The sequence below is a fragment of the Fodinibius roseus genome (genome assembly GCF_900129315.1).
Lineage (GTDB): Bacteria > Bacteroidota > Rhodothermia > Balneolales > Balneolaceae > Fodinibius > Fodinibius roseus.
This window is the reverse complement of the sequence record NZ_FQUS01000020.1, coordinates 16,712-35,574: the sequence shown is the minus strand read 5'-3', so window position 1 is coordinate 35,574 and position 18,863 is coordinate 16,712. Positions and strand designations below refer to the sequence as shown.

21 protein-coding genes are annotated in these 18,863 nt (G+C 48.2%); 19 read left to right on the top strand and 2 right to left on the bottom strand.

What is annotated here, in order from left to right; genetic code table 11:
* Window positions 1-9 precede the first annotated feature (9 nt).
* The 19 genes from fliE (at window position 10) to fliR (ending at window position 17,545) form a co-directional block, all read left to right on the top strand.
* Window positions 10-333 (top strand): flagellar hook-basal body complex protein FliE, encoded by a 324-nt coding sequence (gene fliE / locus BUB16_RS16110; protein ID WP_073066895.1) that lies wholly within the window; start codon window positions 10-12, stop codon window positions 331-333.
* Window positions 334-342: 9 nt separating this feature from the next.
* Window positions 343-1,983: a flagellar basal-body MS-ring/collar protein FliF gene (fliF, locus tag BUB16_RS16105; protein ID WP_073066891.1), complete on the top strand. Its 1,641-nt coding sequence runs from the start codon at window positions 343-345 to the stop codon at window positions 1,981-1,983.
* Window positions 1,983-3,020, top strand: a complete 1,038-nt coding sequence (gene fliG, locus BUB16_RS16100; RefSeq protein ID WP_073066888.1) for a flagellar motor switch protein FliG — start codon at window positions 1,983-1,985, stop codon at window positions 3,018-3,020. Before fliF ends, fliG begins: the two co-directional genes overlap by 1 nt.
* A gap of 7 nt (window positions 3,021-3,027) precedes the next feature.
* Window positions 3,028-3,735, top strand: a complete 708-nt coding sequence (locus tag BUB16_RS16095; RefSeq protein WP_073066885.1) for a FliH/SctL family protein — start codon at window positions 3,028-3,030, stop codon at window positions 3,733-3,735.
* On the top strand, window positions 3,732-5,060 hold the full coding sequence (locus BUB16_RS16090; protein WP_084088359.1) for a FliI/YscN family ATPase: 1,329 nt from the start codon (window positions 3,732-3,734) through the stop codon (window positions 5,058-5,060). The genes BUB16_RS16095 and BUB16_RS16090 overlap by 4 nt, the downstream gene beginning before the upstream one ends.
* Before the next feature lie 17 nt (window positions 5,061-5,077).
* Window positions 5,078-5,512, top strand: coding sequence for a flagellar export protein FliJ (fliJ, locus tag BUB16_RS16085; protein ID WP_073066883.1), 435 nt, complete (start codon window positions 5,078-5,080; stop codon window positions 5,510-5,512).
* Complete coding sequence (locus BUB16_RS16080; protein WP_073066880.1) at window positions 5,512-6,096, top strand: hypothetical protein; 585 nt, start codon at window positions 5,512-5,514, stop codon at window positions 6,094-6,096. Before fliJ ends, BUB16_RS16080 begins: the two co-directional genes overlap by 1 nt.
* 1 nt (window position 6,097) lies before the next feature.
* The gene (locus BUB16_RS16075) at window positions 6,098-8,293 is read left to right on the top strand and encodes a hypothetical protein (protein WP_073066876.1); all 2,196 of its coding nucleotides are present in this window, start codon (window positions 6,098-6,100) and stop codon (window positions 8,291-8,293) included.
* A 23-nt stretch (window positions 8,294-8,316) separates the two neighbouring features.
* Window positions 8,317-8,997, top strand: coding sequence for a flagellar hook assembly protein FlgD (locus BUB16_RS16070; protein ID WP_073066873.1), 681 nt, complete (start codon window positions 8,317-8,319; stop codon window positions 8,995-8,997).
* A 127-nt stretch (window positions 8,998-9,124) separates the two neighbouring features.
* On the top strand, window positions 9,125-10,753 hold the full coding sequence (gene flgF, locus BUB16_RS16065; RefSeq protein ID WP_084088358.1) for a flagellar basal-body rod protein FlgF: 1,629 nt from the start codon (window positions 9,125-9,127) through the stop codon (window positions 10,751-10,753).
* 243 nt (window positions 10,754-10,996) lie between these two features.
* Window positions 10,997-11,881: a motility protein A gene (locus BUB16_RS16060; RefSeq protein WP_073066867.1), complete on the top strand. Its 885-nt coding sequence runs from the start codon at window positions 10,997-10,999 to the stop codon at window positions 11,879-11,881.
* On the top strand, window positions 11,839-12,576 hold the full coding sequence (locus BUB16_RS16055) for an OmpA/MotB family protein (protein WP_073066863.1): 738 nt from the start codon (window positions 11,839-11,841) through the stop codon (window positions 12,574-12,576). Before BUB16_RS16060 ends, BUB16_RS16055 begins: the two co-directional genes overlap by 43 nt.
* A 45-nt stretch (window positions 12,577-12,621) precedes the next feature.
* The gene (locus tag BUB16_RS16050; protein WP_073066860.1) at window positions 12,622-13,116 is read left to right on the top strand and encodes a flagellar basal body-associated FliL family protein; all 495 of its coding nucleotides are present in this window, start codon (window positions 12,622-12,624) and stop codon (window positions 13,114-13,116) included.
* Between the two features lie 28 nt (window positions 13,117-13,144).
* A complete protein-coding gene (locus tag BUB16_RS16045; RefSeq protein ID WP_073066857.1) occupies window positions 13,145-14,080 on the top strand; it encodes a flagellar motor switch protein FliM in 936 nt (311 codons plus the stop codon).
* Between the two features lie 7 nt (window positions 14,081-14,087).
* Window positions 14,088-15,098: a flagellar motor switch protein FliN gene (gene fliN, locus BUB16_RS16040; RefSeq protein WP_073066853.1), complete on the top strand. Its 1,011-nt coding sequence runs from the start codon at window positions 14,088-14,090 to the stop codon at window positions 15,096-15,098.
* Window positions 15,073-15,645 (top strand): flagellar biosynthetic protein FliO, encoded by a 573-nt coding sequence (locus BUB16_RS16035; protein ID WP_139240342.1) that lies wholly within the window; start codon window positions 15,073-15,075, stop codon window positions 15,643-15,645. Before fliN ends, BUB16_RS16035 begins: the two co-directional genes overlap by 26 nt.
* Window positions 15,642-16,445: a flagellar type III secretion system pore protein FliP gene (fliP, locus tag BUB16_RS16030; protein ID WP_139240341.1), complete on the top strand. Its 804-nt coding sequence runs from the start codon at window positions 15,642-15,644 to the stop codon at window positions 16,443-16,445. Before BUB16_RS16035 ends, fliP begins: the two co-directional genes overlap by 4 nt.
* An 11-nt stretch (window positions 16,446-16,456) precedes the next feature.
* Entirely contained in the window at window positions 16,457-16,729 is a 273-nt protein-coding gene (locus BUB16_RS16025) for a flagellar biosynthetic protein FliQ (RefSeq protein WP_073066843.1), read from the top strand.
* 36 nt (window positions 16,730-16,765) lie between these two features.
* Window positions 16,766-17,545 carry a flagellar biosynthetic protein FliR gene (gene fliR, locus BUB16_RS16020; protein WP_073066842.1) on the top strand — a complete coding sequence of 260 codons (780 nt, stop codon included), beginning with the start codon at window positions 16,766-16,768 and terminating at the stop codon, window positions 17,543-17,545.
* 304 nt (window positions 17,546-17,849) lie between these two features.
* Here fliR and BUB16_RS16015 read toward each other — a convergent pair whose 3' ends face one another.
* On the bottom strand, window positions 17,850-18,617 hold the full coding sequence (locus BUB16_RS16015; protein ID WP_084088357.1) for a sigma-70 family RNA polymerase sigma factor: 768 nt from the start codon (window positions 18,615-18,617) through the stop codon (window positions 17,850-17,852).
* Window positions 18,614-18,847, bottom strand: a complete 234-nt coding sequence (locus BUB16_RS16010) for a hypothetical protein (RefSeq protein ID WP_139240340.1) — start codon at window positions 18,845-18,847, stop codon at window positions 18,614-18,616. Before BUB16_RS16010 ends, BUB16_RS16015 begins: the two co-directional genes overlap by 4 nt.
* Between the last annotated feature and the right edge of the window lie 16 nt (window positions 18,848-18,863).

The window sequence follows — 18,863 nt, the reverse complement described above, 5'->3', positions numbered from 1 at the left end:
TAGACCGAGATGATTAATCCCATAGAATTAGGCACTGTTGTTCAGCAAACCGACAATATAGAGTTGTCGCCCCAGCGCCGGGAGATTGCAACAGGAGGGGAAGAAGGAGATAAACAATCGTTCGCCGATGCGTTGTCGAATGCCATCAACAGCGTCGATGAGACTATGAAAACGTCAGACCAGCAGGTACAGGACTTTATAGCCGGCGAGTCGGACAATGTGCATGATGTCATGATATCCATGCAGCGGGCACAAATGAGTTTTGAAATGATGGTGGAGATTCGCAATAAGGCCGTAGAGACCTACCAGGAAATAAGCCGTATGCAAATTTAGGAAGGTTAGATGAATAGTTTTACCGAAAGGTTCAAGGAATTTGTAGCACCGCTCAGTACGGCACAGCGTACCATGTTTGCCGGCCTGGCAATAGCTATTATTTTAATTGTGGGGGGACTCTTTTACTGGTCCCTGCGGCCGAGCTATACCCTTCTTTTTGGTTCTATCGAAAGCGAAACGGCCCAGGAAATCATTCAGGAGTTGGATGAACGCGCGGTCGATTATAAGCTTGAAAACAACGGGCGGTCTATCTATGTGGAGGGAAACCGGGTGGATCAGCTTCGCATAGAGCTGGCTCCGATCGGTGCTCCCAAGTCTGATATGAAAGGCTATGAACTGTTTGATACAAAAACCCTGGGCATGACCGACTACATGCAGCAGCTGAATAACCGGCGGGCCCTCGAGGGAGAGCTCTCGCGTTCGGTCAATAGCTTGCAGCAGGTCGAATCTTCCAGAATTCATTTGGTACTGCCCGAGCGATCTCCTTTTGAACAAACCTCCGTTTCCGCATCGGCATCGGTGCTGCTTGTACTCCAACGCGGCGAAAACCTGGAAAAAAAGCATGTAGATGGTATAACCTCTCTTATTGCGGGGAGTGTGGAAGGGCTGGATGCCCAGGGGGTTACGGTGATTGACCAGGCGGGAAACCGGTTGACGGATAACAAGGATGAAGGGACCAGTTTTGCCTCGGGAGATATGCAGCTGAAGCTTGAGCAAAAAACCGAAAACTATCTGACGGAACGCGGTCAATCAATGCTGGACCGGGTACTGGGACCCGGAAACAGCATTCTAAGGGTTTCGGTGGAACAAAACTTTGACAGCCTGGTCCGCGAATCCAATGAAGTGGACCCGGAAAGCAGAACCCTGATATCGGAGCAGCAAAGTGAAGAAACCCATACCCGGGAGGGATCGGAGCTGGTACCGATGGATGAGTTTACGCCCGTAGACGACCGGGGAGAAACGGCGGTAACCTCAACCACCGAAGATGAGGTCACCTCGCGCACCCGCAACTATGAGGTCACTGAGATAAAAGAAGTCTACAAAAAGGCGCAGGGCAATATAAGTAAAATAAGTGCTTCAGTACTGCTCAATCAAAAGCAGGTGCTTCAGGAAAATGAAGAAGGACAGGAAGTGTGGATGAATGAGCCCTATTCCGAAGAAGAGATTGAAGAATTCCAGGAGGTACTGGGATCTGCTCTGGGCGTGCAGCCGGAACGTGGCGATCGAATTACCATCAAACAGGTTGAGTTTTGGAATCCGGACGATATGGGTCCGAGAGGCAACCTATTCGAAGAACCCTGGCCGTGGAGCCGTATCTTCCGATGGGGCATCATTTTAGCAGCATTGGGGGCCATTATAGCCCTGCTTAACAGCCTCCGGAAACAAACAATCAGCGGGGAACAAGGATTGCTGGTGGGTTCTCCTTTCGGCAAGAATAAGCAGGTATATATGAGTAGCGGAGATGATGATCAGATCAGCGGAATGAGCAAGGATGAATTTAAGAAATATATTGAAGAACAGGACGAAGACCAGCCGGCCCTGGAGGAACGAAAATATAATCTGGAAGAAATTGTAAACCTGGTTGAGTTAAAGCCCACCAAGGCTGCCAGGGTGGTACGGGCCATGTTAGTTTCAAATGAGGATGATTGATGAAAGACACCCCTGACAAGACAACTATTGATAACGCAAGCAATCTCACGGGAGAGCAGAAGGCTGCCATATTCATTATGAATATAGGAGCTGAAACAGCCGGCAGGCTGATGGATCACCTGAAACCGAAGGAGGTCGAGGCTATTACGCTGGCTGTAGCTAATATGAATAATATTAAGCCCCATGTCGTGGATGCTGTTATGGGTGAATACTACCGCATTATGTCCAACGATGCATTTGTGCTGGAAGGCGGGGTTGACTATGCAAACCAGCTCCTGGATGTGCTGGGAGAGAATGTGGACAAGGACAAGGTTCGTCAAAAGCTCAGGGCAAGTTCAGAATCCACTGCTTTTGACGAATTCCAGGAAAGCAAAATGACTCAGATCACCAATTTCCTGGAGAAGGAGCATCCACAGGTTGCCGCTCTGATCTTTTCGCAGCTGGAGGAAAAAAAGACGGCCGAAATACTCAGCCACCTGAATGAGGACATAAGGGGCGAGATCATTTACCGCCTTTCGTCCATGGAGAAGATATCCACGGAAGTGATTAAGGAAATTGAAGAGGTTATTAAGGAGCAGATGGGTGGGATGTACACCATCGGTGACCGCCTTAAAAGCGGGACGGCTGCCGTGGCTCAGATTCTTAATGAAGCGGAAATATCGGTTGAGCGCCATATACTCGGAATCATCCAGGAACGGGATGCCCAAATGGCGGATGAGATTAAGCAGCAAATGTTCCTTTTCGAGGATATCCTGCATTTCAATGATCGTACCGTTCAGACCATTATCAATGAGATGGAGAAAAGCGATCTCGTGATGGGACTTAAAGGCGTTGATGATAACGTGAAGAATAAGTTTTTGGACAATATGTCTGAACGGGCAGCGGGTATGCTGCAGGAAGACATGGATGCCCTGGGACCTGTTCCGCTGAAGGATGTGAAGGAAGCCCAGCAGCGTATTATCCGCAAGATTAAGGAGCTCGAAGAAGAGGGACAGATAACCACGCGTAAGATGTCTGAAGAAGAGATTGTCGAATAACATAGTTATGGAAGAGCCAAAAATCTTACACGACGAACAGCTTAGCTGGTACGAGGAAGAGGATCGACGCCTTGATTACCAGGTAGCATTTGAAAACCAGGATTATACAGAGAACAAAGGAGCGGCGAAAAAAGCAGAGAGAACCGGAAATAAAGAGGATACTGATGTAAAAAAGCTGCTGCGGGAGCGGGACCGTATGTGGAAGAAAAGGCTTCAAAAAGCAAGGGAGGCCGCTTTTCGGGAGGGACTTGAAAAAGGAAAGAAGGAAGGTATTTCCGAGGCCCGGGAGGAAATTAATGAAAAGATTAAAGGAGTAGAGCATATCCTTGATCACGCTCACCTGGAATGGAAGCGCCGGCAAGAGGCCATTAATCCGGGACTCCTCGATCTGGTATTTGAACTGGTGGAAAAAATTGTGGGACTGCCGGTCGAAAACCCGGAAATTCGAAACAAGCTGGACGAAGAGCTTTCGAATCTTCTGCACGAAGCAGATACCAGTGTGAAACCGGTTATATGGATTTGTGAAAGCGACTATGAGTATGTCGAAGGACTTGTCAATACCTACGCCCCGGAAGTAACCGTCAGTATTCGCAGTTCTGACAAGTACAATCCCGGTGAATTTGCATTTGACACCGAAAAGGAGACCGTCGTCTACAACTTTAAAGAAATGCTTCGTGATTTCAGAGAAACGATCTCGCTGCCGTCCTGGAGATGAGTTCGCTTACCGACATATCGACCCACCTGAATGAAATACGCCAGCAGATGAAGCGCTACCGGCGGACAAGCATACGGTATGGGAAGGTCTCCTCTATTGTAGGGACTATTATACAGTGTACGGGACTGCATGCCAGCGTCGGTGAAGTGTATGGTATTGAAACGATAATGGACACGGTCGTACCGGCCGAGGTGGTGGGACTGAAAGAAGGACAGGCCCTTCTGATGCCCTATGACCGGATCAAAGGGATGAGAGCGGGATGCAGGGTCGAATATCTCGGGCAGTCGCTCACCATAAACGTCGGCAATGAGATGCTTGGACGGGTGATTGATGCCAACGGGGACCCCATCGACCAGGAGGGACCGCTCCTGTGCAGTAATCAGCAGCATGTGCACAACGATCCTCCCTCTCCCGTTGAGCGGCAGCCCATTAATGAGATCATGTATACCGGCGTGCGGGCCATTGACGCCCTTAACACCATCGGTAAAGGTCAGCGTATCGGGTTGTTTGCGGGTTCGGGCGTGGGCAAAAGTGTCCTCCTCGGAATGATCGCCCGCCATTCGGATGCCGATGTCAATGTCATAGCTCTGATCGGGGAACGGGGACGTGAGGTCCAGGAGTTTTTGGACGATATCCTAGACGACGAACTGATGTCCCGCTCAGTGGTGGTAGCGGAGACTTCGGATAAATCGGCGATGAGCAGAATTAAAGCTGCCTATACGGCTACGGCCGTTGCAGAATATTTCCGCGACAGAGGAAAAAATGTCCTTTTGATGATGGATTCCGTCACCCGCGTGGCCATGGCTCAAAGAGAAGTGGGACTGGCTACCGGAGAACCACCGACCACCAAGGGGTACACGCCAAGTGTGTTTTCCATGCTTCCGAAATTCCTGGAAAGAGTGGGCAAGACAACCAAGGGGAGCATTACCGGTATTTATACCGTACTGGTCGACAATGATGACATGAATGAGCCTATTGCGGACGCGGTACGATCCATTTTAGACGGTCATATCGTCCTTTCAAGGCGTTTGGCGCATAAAAATCACTACCCGGCGATTGATGTGCCGGGTAGCATATCCCGGGTGATGCCGAATGTCGTAACACCCGAACAGCGAAATCTCGCAGGTGAGGTGCGCGACCTGATAGCAACCTACAGGGAAGCGGAAAACCTGATTAATATCGGGGCTTATGTGGAAGGTTCAAATCCAAAAATTGATAAGGCCGTGGAAAAACGACCGGATTTGGAATCATTTTTGATACAAGATATACATGAAGTCGATTTCAGGGAGAATCTCTGGAAATCGCTCGAACAGATTGTTAAATGAAGAACAGGCGATGAGTTATGAAATTTAAATTTTCACTTGAATCGGTGTTAAAAGTGCGGGAGCATGAGGAGAAGCTTCAAAAACAAAAGCTTGCGCAAAAACTCTCCGAGAAGAAGAAACTCCACAATCAAATGGCCGATCTGGAGGAGAAATTAAAAGGGCATTTGGAAAAAGCGGACCGGGAGGAATTTGAAAACCTCCACAGGTTAAGGCGACACACGGCCCATGTGCATGAAGTGCATCAGAAGATGAAAAAGGTGAACGGGAGTCTGAAAGCTGTTGAAAATGCGGTTGATATGGAGCGCGATAAGCTGGCGGCCGTCCACAAAGAGCGGCACATTATGGAAAAGGTGAAAGAGGATGAGCGGGAAAACTTTATAGAGAAACTGTCGCGGCAGGAGCAAAAGGTAATGGATGAAATTGCCGGTCAAAGTTTTAGCCAAATAGGGTAATGAATACGAAGAAACTGTTAAAAATACTCGGATTTATCATAGGGCCGTTGATCCCCTTGACGATCGCTATGTATTTTCTTTTTCCCTATCTCAATGAAGAAAAGTACGAGGAGATAGCAAAAACGGATGATTATGCTGACGTTATCGCGGATGATGAGATGATAGATGCGATTGGGGCTGATTTTGAAACGATTAAAGAACAGGTAGTAGCTTTCCGGAAGGATAACCGGAATCTGCAGATGACCCTTGATTCCCTCCGTATGGTCAATGATTCATTGAAAAAGGCACTGGCTTCAACGAAAAGTGAGATGGAGAAGCTGTCAGGAACGCAAGGGCAAAATGAAGATCCTGAAACGGAGGCGGCCCTTGCCGAAACTACAAGAGAAGAAGAGGAGGAAGAATTTAAGGAGAATATTAAAAGTTTTTTAAGTCTCGATGATGAAAATTTAGCTCCCATCATAAACCAACTGAGTGATGATCAGCTTGTTCGTCTCTATAAAGGGGGGAGCTCACTGCACAGAAAGAAATTATTGCGTACGCTTGAATCCAAGCGCGCAGCCCAGTTAATGACGGAGGTTATGTAATATGATAGGAAAAATAGTTTCCAAGTCGGCTCATAGCGAAGAGGCAGCTGTCTTTAAAAAGGATACCGGAAGTAGAAAAGGGGGAGCAGTACCTGTTTTTAAATCTTTGATGGATACCCTGCAGGGAGACCATATTTCCGACGGCAATTCGAAAAGTATGGCAGAGGGAATGCTTTCTGAAAAAGAAATAGAATCGTTGGCAAATGAAGGGAAGGATTCGGAAGCGGTACATATAAAAGCCGGAAATATTCATTGCTTATTATCGGAGGGAGATCCGAAAAGTGAAGAGGTCATAGCCCGGCTCAGGGAGCTGCTGAAGCAGGTCAAACAGGAAGGACAGGGACAGGCAGCGGGAGCGCTTATTCCTCCCGCCAGCGCCGGAGAAGCAGCGGGCGGCATGGAAAAGAAGGACCGGAACGCCCCATTGGGTACGGGCCTTCGCGAGCTGCTCACGCAGCACTTGTCCGATGAAGAGGCCGGCCGGCCGGAGGGGGCAGTTGAATCGGGACAGTCAGGAAGTGTGAGCGCAAAGATAGCCCGCGTACTGTCGGAAGGAAATGTGAAAGAGGAAGAGACTGAAGCCCGGCTCAGGGAGCTGCTGAAGCAGGTCAGACTGGAAGGACAGGGACAGGCAGCGGGAGCGCTTATTCCTCCCGCCAGCGCCGGAGAAGCAGCGGATGGCATGGAAAAGAAGGACCGGAACGCCCCATTGGGTACGGGCCTTCGCGAGCTGCTCACGCAGCACTTGTCCGATGAAGAGGCCGGCCGGCCGGAGGGGGCAGTTGAATCGGGACAGTCAGGAAGTGTGAGCGCAAAAATAGCCCGCATACTGTCGGAAGGAAATGTGAAAGAGGAAGAGACTGAAGCCCGGCTCAGGGAGCTGCTGAAGCAGGTCAGACTGGAAGGAGAAGGGAAGTCAGGAAGTGTGAGCGCTAAGATAGCCCGCATACTGTCGGAGGGAAACATGAAAGATGAAGAAGTTAAAACCCACCTCAGAAACCTGCTGAACCAACTGCATCAGAAAGAACAGGGACCGGAGGTACAACCCCCGCAAGCCGGAGAAGCCGCGGAGCAGGCACAGGCAGAAGGAAAGAATACGGTTGAAGGTGAAGCTCCTGACCGGTCCGCAGAGCATAAAACAGACCTGCTGTTTCGGGGAAGAAGTGATGACAAAGAGACGGCCGTTCGTGACAATAGCCAGGGGGCCTTTTCAGACAAAGCATCTGAGGATAGGTCATCAGGGGATCGATTGGAAAAAAACAGGGCCGGAAATAGAGGTAGCAATTCTGAACGTTCAGCGGCGACCGGCCGAAACGGTCGACCGGAAGGTTCGAATCAACCGAAGAAAATAACAGATACCTTTTTTCTGAATAACCCTCCAGGGGGAGCCTCTGAAAAAGGGCTTGAGATGAAAGGTGCACAGCTGCGAAAATCCCTGCAGAAAGAAGATCGAAATTCCTCTGAAGGAGGGACCGGCCGCTCCGGCGGTCGTATAGAAGGGGAAAGAAGATCGCTTTTTGGGCGCTCTTCACCTTTCGCCGGTGCAGGCCGAAATAACGTAGCAACAGCCGGAGTCAGCGGGACCGAAAACAGCACCGACAGCATACCTCCTTCTACTGGCGAGCAGGAACTCATGTGGAAAGAATACTCGGCTGAATCCGCCGATATGAAGGATGACAAAGAAACAGGTCAGTCGATGGTTGGCTCGTCCTCCCTTAAATTGGGACAGGTTCCGATTGCAAACGCCGCGCTGCGTACAAAAGTATTGCCGGCATTAACCCGGAATGCGATTGCAGCAGCTTCTGAGGCCAGGAAGACTCCCGAGCAATGGCAAAAGCACAATTTTGTTCTGGATGATGGTAAGAAGATGCAGCTTTCGGTCCGGGAGGTCCAGGGCGTTCTTCAGGTGAAGATGGGATCGATGAATCTCGATTTAAGCAAACTGCTCCAGCAGCATCTGCAACAGATTCGGGAGCATTTAAAGCAGGAATTTGGTGCTGAGATTGATCTGCAGTTGGATCACCCCGACCAGGAAGGTCCCGCTTCCCATTTTTCCGGGCGCTCCCCGGGAAGGAACGGAAGAGATGAAAACCCCCTGAGATCCGGGGGGGGTGAGACCAGGACCGACGAGGCAGGAAAAGCCAAGTTAAAGGCGGTCCGTAGTTTCGGATACAATGAAATGGAATGGATAGCATAATTACGCAATAAGAGGTAAAATATATGGATATAAGTCAGATAGGCGCACAAGCACAAACGCAAATGAATGGTACGGAGTCTGCGGACAATAACAAGCTTGGACAGGATAAATTTCTACAGCTGCTGGTTGCCCAGATGAAAAACCAGGATCCCATTAACCCGATGGACGGAAAAGAATTCGCATCACAGTTGGCCCAGTTTAATTCTGTGGAACAGCTGATCGGAGTAAACGACGGGTTGTCTTCACTGCAAGACAGCCAGGAGATGATGCGTACCGAGATGACCAATTCCATGGCGGCGGCCCTGACCGGAAAGCACGTGCGGGCATTGAGTAACCAGGTTAATCTGGAAGCCGGCGGAAGTGTGGATATCAATTATGAATTGAATAACCCGGCCGATGAGGTGGAATTTATTGTCAGGGATGGATCCGGAAGTGCTGTACGTAGTGAAACGCTCAGTAATGTTTCTTCAGGAGAAAACAGCTGGACCTGGAACGGGAAAAGCAATGACGGCCTATCGGTGGCCGGGGGACAATATAGCGTTGAGGTTAATGCGTCTAACGGGGATGAAAATGTACAATCCCGAATGTTCAGCGAAGGCACTGCTAACAGGGTACGATTCACCGGAGATGGCGTTCATATATCTATTGACGGTTTGGAAGTGCCCATAGGTAACATTGAAACGGTGGGAACCGGTAATCTTTAATAGAAAATCGCAAATGAGCCTGTGTTCCTTTTACCGGGAAATGCAGGAAAGGAATATTCAATATAACAAAGCGGACAGCAGCACATAGACTGTCTTCATTCATTTAATAAATAATACGGAGTACATTATGTCTTTAATTAAGTCTTTAAATGCAGGAGTAAGTGGTTTGAAGAGCTTTCAAACCAAGATGGATACCATCGGTAATAATATTGCCAACGTGGATACGACCGGATTTAAATCTTCCCGGGTCACGTTTTCAGAACTGATGAACGAGAATATTGGCGGAAACGGCGGCGGCGAATCGGCCCCTTCGTTAAGCAATCAGGTGGGGCTTGGCGTACGGGTAGCATCAGTCGACCGTGATTTTAGTCAGGGTACGATTGAAAATACCGGGAAAACCACGGACCTGGCTATTGAGGGGGACGGATATTTTATGATAAATGACGGTACGCAGGATCTTATGACCCGAGCCGGTAACTTTACCTTTAATCAAAACGGCAACCTGGTTGACCAGTCAGGCAACCATGTGCAGGGTTATAATGCCAATCAGTCCGGAAATATTATTGGCGGCGGAACGACGGAAAATATTCAGGTGGACTTTGAGAACGCGCTGGCTCCCAGGCAGACGGATGAGGTTAACCTGGCCGGTAACATGAATGCCAACACCAGCATCCGGCAAATAGTATCGGCCCAAAGTGCATTTACCGATGGCAGTGGAAATATAGCAGCTTCCGGCACCGATATAAATGATCTGAGTCAGACTGCCTCACCTCTGGCAGCCGGAGATACTGTGGAAATGGAAATTACGACCAATGACGGCACGGGCACCGAAACGGCTACCTTTACCTATGGAGCCGGAAATGACGGCACCACCCTTGGCGAAATGGCAGATAGCTTTAACAGCGGCCTGACAGAAGGAGAAGTAAGTCTGGTCGACGGAATGCTTATGCTCCGTTCCGGTGAATTGGGCAGCAGCGATTTTGATGTTGCTTCCCTGGAAGTGGCTACGGGCAGCGGAGACATTAATTTCCCCGGCTTTGATGTAACACAACAGGGGGAAACCAATAAGCAAACCATGAGTACGACCGTATATGACGACCTCGGAAAAGGTCATACGCTTATGCTTGATTTTACCCAGGTTGCTGAAAATGAATGGTCATACCAGGCTAAGTTTGCCGACGGGGAACCCATTAATAATGGGGAGACAGGGACTGTTACGTTTGATGAAATGGGACAGGTTGACTCAGGCGGCAACTTTTCTATTGATTTTGAGCCGGGTAACGGAGCAGAGGCCACCTCTTTTGAAGTTGAGCTCGGGGATTCTTCCCAGGGGACCTCTTTTACCCAGTATTCAGGAGCCAATACAGCTAAAGTGGTAAACCAGGATGGCTATACCCAGGGCTCTCTGGTGGATATCAATATCGACGGAGACGGGCGGGTCCAGGGCGTGTACGACAATGGTCAAAATAAAAACCTCGCGCAGCTGGCTCTTGGTGAAGTGCAAAACGAAGATGGCCTGGAAATGGTGGGAGGCGGACTTTTCCGGGCTACTTCTGCCGCAGGAGAGGTTTTTATCGATACCGCTGACAGCCTGGCGGACAGCAGCATTAATGCGGGCTCTCTGGAGGGGTCGAATGTAGATCTCGCCCAGGAATTTACTGAGATGATTACTTCACAGCGGGCCTACCAGTCAAGCGCCCGGGTCATCAGCACCTCCGATGAGATGCTCACAGAGGCCGTAAACCTGAAGCGATAAGTCTTAACCTGATTTAGCTGAATTATCTCGATAATCGCTTCGTTCTTGCAGAGATCTGTATAAGATCCGTCGTAAGAGCGAAGCGTTTTTTATATGGCTCACATTGTTAAAATAACGCAAGTCCGATTTAAAACTAATCCAACTCCCCCGTTACCTTCAGACTTCGTCATTGTCCAAAAGCCGGAGATATTGGGAGATAAAACTTACGGTTAAGTTTTTAATTCGGAAGTCGATAACAATCACATGTTGGACAGATCGACAAATATCGGCTTAATTCTGGGTTTCTCTTTAATTATCATGGCCATCGTGCTGCAGGGCAGCATCATGATATTCGCCAGCGGCTCCTCTTTTTTGATTGTAAGCGGTGGGGTGGTAGCAGCTACGATGGTTAATTACAGTTTTGAGGATATTAAGGGTAGTTTTGTGACGATACGCAGGATGATGGGGGCCCAGGCGGTAGACCTTCGCACTGATATGGAATTGATGCGGATGTTCTCCCGCAAGGTACGTCTCGAAGGATTGCTGTCCATTGATGAGGACATAAGAAATATCAAGGATGACTTTCTGCAGAACGGCATGCAGCTGGCGGTGGATGGTTTCAAAGAGGAAAGCCTGGATAATATACTGCAGGACGAAATACAAAGTAAGGAACGCCAGATGGAAATTTCTGTGAAGGTGCTGGATTCAATGGCTGAATATGCCCCGGCCTTCGGCATGATCGGCACGGTCATCGGTATGGTGCTTATGCTTCAGAATATTTCGGATCCCGAGTCGCTGGGAGCGGGGCTGTCGGTGGCATTGCTTACCACCCTGTACGGGACCATACTGGCAAATATGCTGTTGGGTCCCCTGGCGGGAAAGCTGGAATACCTGAGCGAATTGGATTTGAACAGAAAGCAGATGTTTCGTGTGGGCATACTTTCCATAGTGGAGGGAGAAAATCCCCGCATTATGGAAAAGAAAATGCTTATACATGTGGATCCCAAAAGCCGCGCAGAGTACAAGAAATTTCATGAAGAACTACCGATTAGAAATGACAGAGAACAAAAACTCTATGAACAGTGGATTGAATATCAGAATAAGGAATGGGAGATTCTAAACGAAAATCTGGCAATGGAAACTGGTTAGTCACCTACAGCGATCTGGTAACACTACTGTTGGTGTTTTTTGTATTGCTGTATGTTTTGACGCCCGGAATAGACCAGTCCACCTTCAACGATTTTATTTCTCATTTTCAGTCATCCACAAGCGTTATTTTTGAAAACGAGGAGGCCAGTAAGCAATCCGATAATGATACGTTAAGGAAAGAATGGCACGAGGTGAACCAGTTTTTGGAGCAGGAAGGGCTATCTTCGGAAGTAGACATCGAAAAGACGGAAGAAGGCGTCAAGGTAACCCTGCGCGACTCCCTTACCTTCGATAGCGGGTCTGCCATGTTATTGCCCGGAGCCAGAAAGGTGTTGAGAAAAATCGGAAGTACGCTGAGCAGGGAGGTATGGAACGTAGTGGTACAGGGACATACGGACAACGTGCCCATTGCCAGCACCTCCGGTTACCGGTCTAACTGGCATCTCGGGGCGGCCCGGGCGGTTTCGGTGGTCCTGTTTCTCAATAAAAATTCCCGGCTGCAACCCAGAAGGTTTGAAGCCAGCAGTTTCGGTGAGTATAAGCCGGTGGCCACCAACGAAACGTCCGGTGGAAGACGTCAAAATCGCAGGGTTGAGATTTATGTGAACTATAAGCAGGAGGAAGAGACTCCATTGATAGATTTTAAGACTAAGAATATGAATGATAGCCTGGAAACGGTCACCATGGGACACTAAAGGACTATTTAGTACCGGGTTAATAAACGAACTGATGAATGAATTATGGATAAAAGTACGAGCGAAACAGATTCCGACAGCGAAAAAAAAGGTCGGTTCAAGGCGTTAAAATTTCAACGATTAGGAAAATATTTCCTGTTGGTGCTGGTACTGGGAGTTCAGGCTTTCATCGCATATACGATCGTGGAAAAAAATTATGAGTCGGTTTATAACTATGCCAATAGCTTTTTTCCCGAGGAAAGAGGCCAGTATGAGCTGGAACAGATTATTGTCAATCCGGCTGATACGAATGGTCACCGGTACTTGTTGGTGGAATTATCCCTTGAATTGAGGGATAAAGAGGATGAGCAGTTGATCGAGTCCAATCTTTCAAAGATCAGAAACAGCTTGATTGAATACTTGTCCAGCCTGCCCGTGACGGATCTACAGGGGAGAGATCGAAAAGAAAACTTAAGGTTAGAGCTGGTAAAAATAATTAATAGTACGATTGATCAGCGTTCGGTACGCAATTTGTATTATTCTAAATATGTGATGCAATGATGAAAAACAACCGAACGGAAAACAGTATATGGAATCTAAGCGGCGAGAGCAGAAGCTTGGAACGGAAAAATATGTAGAGTCCTACGATTTCAGGCACCCGAAGTTATTCAGTAAGGAGATTATGCGAAATCTTCGAACGCTCCACGATATGTTTGCCCGGAGCCTGGGTCGGGTTTTGGGCAGTGCATTACGCCATAAAGTGGATGTGCTTCTCTACGGAATAGACCAGCTCTCTGTAAGTAAGTTTATTAATAGTATTCAAAGTCCCAGCGTAATCTACCTGTCGTCGATAGACGAGTTCAGCGGCAATGTCATTATGGTGATGCCTCCGGGCTTTTGTATACATATCATAGAGCGCCAAAGCGGGGGATACGGCGGCGACCTTTCCGAACCGAGAAGCCTTACGACCATTGAGGAGAAAATTATTTCCCGCGTTGTCAAAGGGATTAATCATGAGCTCATTGTCGCCTGGGAGCCCTATATGGATTTTAATATTACTTCCACCACCTACGAGAGCAAGCCTGAAAATATTCACCTGTCCTCTGTCGATCCTACAATCGTCGTTAAACTTTTAATTGATTTTGGTGACAAGCAGGCCAGTATACAGATCTCCTACCCGTATAGCATGCTCAAGCAGGCCATGAATAATTCTGTTCTTACAAAGGGCAAGAAGACGGAGAAAGAAAAGCTGTCTGAGGAGGCCTATGAATCCTACAAACGAACATTATCTGATGCAGACGTGTGCATCAAGCCGCTGCTGGGCACCACAAGACTGACCATTAAAGATATTATTGACCTTGAAGAGGGGGATGTAATTCCGCTGAACCAGCGTACCGACCAGCCGTTGAAAGTCAAGGTTAACAATGCGCTTAAGATGTCGGCGTATCCCGGGGTGGTACGGGGCCGAAGAGCGGTCAAGATTTTTGATGTGGTCGAAGAAATAAACGAAAAAGAAGTTATATAATTGAACTATGGATAACCTGAAAGAAGTATTTACACAATATCTGCCAACAATAGAGGAGTTTTTGACCTCGATCCTGCTTGAAGAAACAAGCATTGAAATAGCGATGTCCGAGATCCCGGAGGACCATACATCGCCTGTGGAGCATCTGGATGAAACGGATATCATTTTATTTGCAAGAGACGAAGCTTATAATGCCGATGTGATGATTGTCCTGGATCCGGAATGGTACGGGTTGCTCTCAAGCATCATGCTTGGAATCGAGGAAAAGGAAAAGAATGAGAAGACGATCGAACTGTTGGAGGAATTTTCCGACGATCTTCGGGACGTACTGCTCAAGGAGCTAAAGGACAATGGGATAACACCCCAATTGAATGAGGTTCAGGTTTTATCCAAAACGGAGATGCAGGAGCTGCTCGGCCACGAGAAGTACTACTGGATCCAGATGGGAATAGACGGACTGGCGGATAACAAAGTGCGGGCGGAATTCCTGCTGGGTGATCCGGATACGATTATCGAACGGGAGCCTGAAGAGGGTGAGGAGGAACCGGAGAACGAAACGCAACATGCTCAGGAGGGTTCTTCAGCACCCGGGACGATAAATCCGATTGTAGAAACGGGAGAGGAGCCGTCATCGGATGAGGAAGGAGACCGGGGGGAGGGAAAAAAAGGAAAGAAGGAAAAAGTTATTTCGGCCCGGCATATCGAGTTTGCCGAATTTGGTGAGGAGAAAGAGCAGACGAATGGAGAAACCCATAATATGGATCTGCTTAAAGATGTGGAGCTGGATGTTTCGGTCGAGCTGGGAAGGATAGAATTGCCCCTGGGAAAGGTTTTGCAGCTGTCCAAAGGGTCAGTTGTCGAACTGACGAAGTTAGCCGGAGAGCCGGTCGATATACTGGTTAACGGCAATCGTATCGCCCTTGGTGAGGTCGTCGTCATTGACGAGCATTTTGGCGTTCGCATTTCCAGCCTGGTAACTACCAAAAAACGTCTTGCTAAAATTAGTAATGGATCTTAGAGACAAGCTATCTTCACTTTCGGTTAGTCCCCCCAGGATTTTAAAAATTGTGATCGGCCTTTCGGTCGTTTTGCTTCTGATGTGGTTGTTTACCCTCTCCCAAATTGATCATACGGGAGAAAACACAGGCGGCAGGGAAGTTTTTCAGCAGGAACAAGCCGCGGACAGCCTGTCAGCAGACAGCGCAGCGTCTGAAGCCGGTGATGCGGATCGTTATGGAGGGTCTTCCGATATGTTTTCCAACGGATTGATCACCTTTTTTGTACTGGTTATCATCCTGGCGGCGATCTGGTTTTGGATCGACCGGTCCGAAGGCGCTGTTCCGCCTGCGAAAGGCCGGGAGATCGACAGCCACACCCTGGGCGAGGGGGGACAGTTGAAAATTATCCGCATGAACAGCGAAGTATGGGTGCTGGGGGTCACCTCCGCTTCGGTGAATCTGCTGCACCGGTACGCGGAGGATGAGTGGAAAGAGACGAAAGACGCGTATCAAACAGCCGATACAGGTACATATACGTTTGGCAGCCTATTCAGAAGCAAATTATGATGAAGAACTGCGTGTCTACAAAATACCCCTGGAAAAAAACAGCGTTTCTCGGAACAGTATTTACGCTTTTTCTGCCAGCCGCTCTGTTGGCAAATTCCATTTCAATGCCTTCGTTTTTTAGTTTCCCGGCCCTGTTTCAGGCTTCTCCGATAGATCTGGGGGGAGACATAGAGGACCTTTCGGTCGCTATACAGGCGTTGATCCTGGTTACGGTTCTTTCTTTTGGATCGGCCTTCATTACCATGATGACCAGCTTTACGCGTATTGTCGTCGTGTTTTTCTTTTTGAGAATGGGTCTCGGTACCCAGCAATCACCGCCGAATAAAGTATTGATCGGACTGGCGCTCTTCCTGACGATTTTTATCATGATGCCCACCTTCGAAACGGTGAATGAAACAGCTGTTCAGCCGTATTTGAACGAGGAAATTACGCAGATGGAGGCCCTGAGCGAGGCCTCCCTGCCCCTCAAGGAATTTATGGTACGGCAGACGCGGGAGAAAGACCTGCTCTTTTTCATGGATATGGCAGAGGTGGAAACCGTTTCGGGGGTTGAGGAGGTACCGTTCTATGTGGTCGTTCCCTCTTTTGTGATGAGCGAATTGCGGATTGCTTTCCAGATTGGGTTTATGATTTATCTGCCGTTTGTCGTCGTCGATATTGTCGTTTCAGCCGTATTGCTGTCGATGGGAATCATGTTTTTGCCTCCGGTATTGGTATCGCTTCCATTCAAGATTTTGATTTTTGTACTGACGGATGGCTGGTATATGCTGGTGCAGTCTCTTGTAGAAAGTTTTAATTAAATAGTTAGAAAATGAATGTAGAAACAGCTTTACACTGGCTGCAGGAAATGCTTACGGCGGTAGTCGTGCTCTCTGCCCCGCCTCTGATAGGAGCGCTGGTCATAGGATTGGCTGTGGCTATTTTTCAGGCCGCAACCTCTATTCAGGAATTGACGCTCAGCTATGTACCTAAAATGGTGGTGGTTGCGCTTATTCTGTTCTTTTCCTTCGGTTTTATGTTACAATACGCCATCGGGTTTATGGAGAGTATTTTCGAAATCATCCCTCAACTTACCAATTCATAGGGCCTGCCGGCTATCAAAAAGAAGAGAAAGGATTGAATGTCATTACTTTCTGCAGAATACATCCTGGCGGCTTTCCTTATCTTTGTGCGGGTAAGTAGTTTGGTAATGACCGCTCCCTTTTTTAATTCCGCTGCGTTCCCCGCCCGGGTTAAATTATTTTTTGCCCTGATTGTCAGCTTTATGCTCTCCTTTATCATTCCGGCGGAAAGCGTTCTGGTACCTCTCCAGGCGGGACTCCCTTTCTTGGCGACGGCGATCATACTCGAAGTTTTGGTGGGGGTGGCGCTGGGACTTGTGGGACAACTTATCTTTGCGGGTATTGAGATGGCGGGAACCCTGATAAGCCTCAAGATTACGCTAAGCTTTGCTCAGATCGTGAATACGATGACGCAGCAGAAAAGTGATGTCGTTGCCAACCTGTTCAGCATGTTCGCTGTCCTGATATTCCTCTCCATGGAGGGGGACAAAGTGTATCTGAGCGGCCTGGTAAAAAGCTTTGAATTGATCCCCATAAACCAGGCTGAATTGCAGCAGGCCGGCCCTTTTATGCTCGAAATAGCAAAATACCTGTTTGTGATTGCGGTCCAGCTCGCGGCCCCCTTCCTTATTGTGCTCTTTTTGCTGGATCTGACGCTTGCCATTTTTGCCCGGGTCATGCCACAGGCCAATATCCTGTTTATTGCCATTCCCATCAAACTGCTGCTGGGCTTCCTGCTGTTATCCTGGATTCTTCCCTATATGCCTGATGCCGCCAGCATAATTTTTGAGCGCATGTACGACTACCTCGTGGAGCTTGTGGGAATTATGATGCCGTAAGGTACCCCCCCCCCCTTCCCCTCATAGCCGTAGCGAATCTGCCGCTCTGCTTTATTTCTACCTGGTTTGGGAGAAGCAAGGCCGTGCCGTTCACTGGCTTCTTCTTTGCTGTATTATAAGTTAAGATCTATGGGACCAGGTACTATCTTTGTTGCTATGGCGGTACGATAACGTAAACCTGGGTTATTGATCAAAATCATAGACAGAGTAAGGGGCCGGAGGGGAAGAGCTCAGCCAGGAAAGGCAGGTACGGTTGCTATCAGGAAAGAATAGAGAAAAAGGAGAAAAGAGATGGTTCCGTTTTTTAACCGTTTAACACTTTTTCACGGGACAATTTTTGTTTCAGCTGAATTAGAATCTTCCCGATAATTTGTGATATCCGCGCCTCTGAGAGTTCCAGCAGTAAGGCTACTTCGTTCATCGTCATGTCTTCATAAAAGTAAAGCGTGAGTATCAGACGATTCTTTTCCTCAAGCTCCCCGATCTTTTCTTTAAGAATGCCCATCTGTTCTTTATCCACAAGCTCCTCATCCGGCAACGCAGCATCCGGATCCTCATGAATTTCATAAAAAGTGCCGGAATCATCATTATTGAAAGATGTATCCAGGGAAAGCGCATTGCGGGTCTGTACGTTGGACAAAAGCTGCCGGTAGTCTGTTATATCCATATCGAGTTCGCGGGCAATCTCTTCGTCCGACGGATCTCTCCCCAGCTCTTGCGATAGTTTATCAATTGCCTGGTTTACCTCTCCATAATCCTTGCGTTTTTTACGGGGAAGCTGGTCGATTTTACGCAGGTAATCGATGATATTGCCTCTGATCCTGTAATAGACAAAGGTATTGAACTTGGTATTCCGGCTGCAGTCATAGGAGTCCATAGCCTGCAGGAGCCCGCTTATCCCCGCACTTTCAATATCTTCCTGCTGCGTTAAGGGTTGATCAGGGATGTTTATTTTGCCGATAATACTGCGAATCAGCGGCATAGATTTGCTGATAATGGCGTTGCGCAGTCCATCCGACGGATTTTCACAGTATAGCTCAGCAAGTTCCTGGAGTGTCTTGTTAACCATCATTGTTCTTCGCTGTTATTCGAGGGATTGTTGTCTTCGGTTTGGGCGCCGGTATTAGAAACGGTTTTGTTGTCCTGGATAATATTCAGGAGAAATATCGAAAGATATACAAGCGAGAATAAAATAAGAAAGACAAGCAAGCTTCTGTAAAGAGCGATATTAATACTCTCGCCGGAGATCATCAATAACAGGAATTGTATAAGTGAGATAACGGTAACTAAACGTAATAACATAGTATTTCCCCAATTG

Excerpts from the sequence above, each read along its gene's own strand:
- fliJ (WP_073066883.1), top strand. The coding sequence starts at position 5,078 with ATGAAATTTAAATTTTCACTTGAATCGGTGTTAAAAGTGCGGGAGCAT.
- BUB16_RS16025 (WP_073066843.1), top strand. The coding sequence starts at position 16,457 with ATGAATGTAGAAACAGCTTTACACTGGCTGCAGGAAATGCTTACGGCG.
- BUB16_RS16080 (WP_073066880.1), top strand. The coding sequence starts at position 5,512 with ATGAATACGAAGAAACTGTTAAAAATACTCGGATTTATCATAGGGCCG.
- BUB16_RS16045 (WP_073066857.1), top strand. The coding sequence starts at position 13,145 with ATGGAATCTAAGCGGCGAGAGCAGAAGCTTGGAACGGAAAAATATGTA.
- BUB16_RS16060 (WP_073066867.1), top strand. The coding sequence starts at position 10,997 with ATGTTGGACAGATCGACAAATATCGGCTTAATTCTGGGTTTCTCTTTA.
- BUB16_RS16055 (WP_073066863.1), top strand. The coding sequence starts at position 11,839 with ATGGGAGATTCTAAACGAAAATCTGGCAATGGAAACTGGTTAGTCACC.
- BUB16_RS16070 (WP_073066873.1), top strand. The coding sequence starts at position 8,317 with ATGGATATAAGTCAGATAGGCGCACAAGCACAAACGCAAATGAATGGT.
- BUB16_RS16090 (WP_084088359.1), top strand. The coding sequence starts at position 3,732 with ATGAGTTCGCTTACCGACATATCGACCCACCTGAATGAAATACGCCAG.
- fliG (WP_073066888.1), top strand. The coding sequence starts at position 1,983 with ATGAAAGACACCCCTGACAAGACAACTATTGATAACGCAAGCAATCTC.
- BUB16_RS16050 (WP_073066860.1), top strand. The coding sequence starts at position 12,622 with ATGGATAAAAGTACGAGCGAAACAGATTCCGACAGCGAAAAAAAAGGT.
- fliE (WP_073066895.1), top strand. The coding sequence starts at position 10 with ATGATTAATCCCATAGAATTAGGCACTGTTGTTCAGCAAACCGACAAT.
- flgF (WP_084088358.1), top strand. The coding sequence starts at position 9,125 with ATGTCTTTAATTAAGTCTTTAAATGCAGGAGTAAGTGGTTTGAAGAGC.
- BUB16_RS16095 (WP_073066885.1), top strand. The coding sequence starts at position 3,028 with ATGGAAGAGCCAAAAATCTTACACGACGAACAGCTTAGCTGGTACGAG.
- BUB16_RS16015 (WP_084088357.1), bottom strand. The coding sequence starts at position 18,617 with ATGATGGTTAACAAGACACTCCAGGAACTTGCTGAGCTATACTGTGAA.
- fliR (WP_073066842.1), top strand. The coding sequence starts at position 16,766 with ATGTCATTACTTTCTGCAGAATACATCCTGGCGGCTTTCCTTATCTTT.
- fliN (WP_073066853.1), top strand. The coding sequence starts at position 14,088 with ATGGATAACCTGAAAGAAGTATTTACACAATATCTGCCAACAATAGAG.
- BUB16_RS16010 (WP_139240340.1), bottom strand. The coding sequence starts at position 18,847 with ATGTTATTACGTTTAGTTACCGTTATCTCACTTATACAATTCCTGTTA.
- BUB16_RS16075 (WP_073066876.1), top strand. The coding sequence starts at position 6,098 with ATGATAGGAAAAATAGTTTCCAAGTCGGCTCATAGCGAAGAGGCAGCT.
- fliP (WP_139240341.1), top strand. The coding sequence starts at position 15,642 with ATGATGAAGAACTGCGTGTCTACAAAATACCCCTGGAAAAAAACAGCG.
- fliF (WP_073066891.1), top strand. The coding sequence starts at position 343 with ATGAATAGTTTTACCGAAAGGTTCAAGGAATTTGTAGCACCGCTCAGT.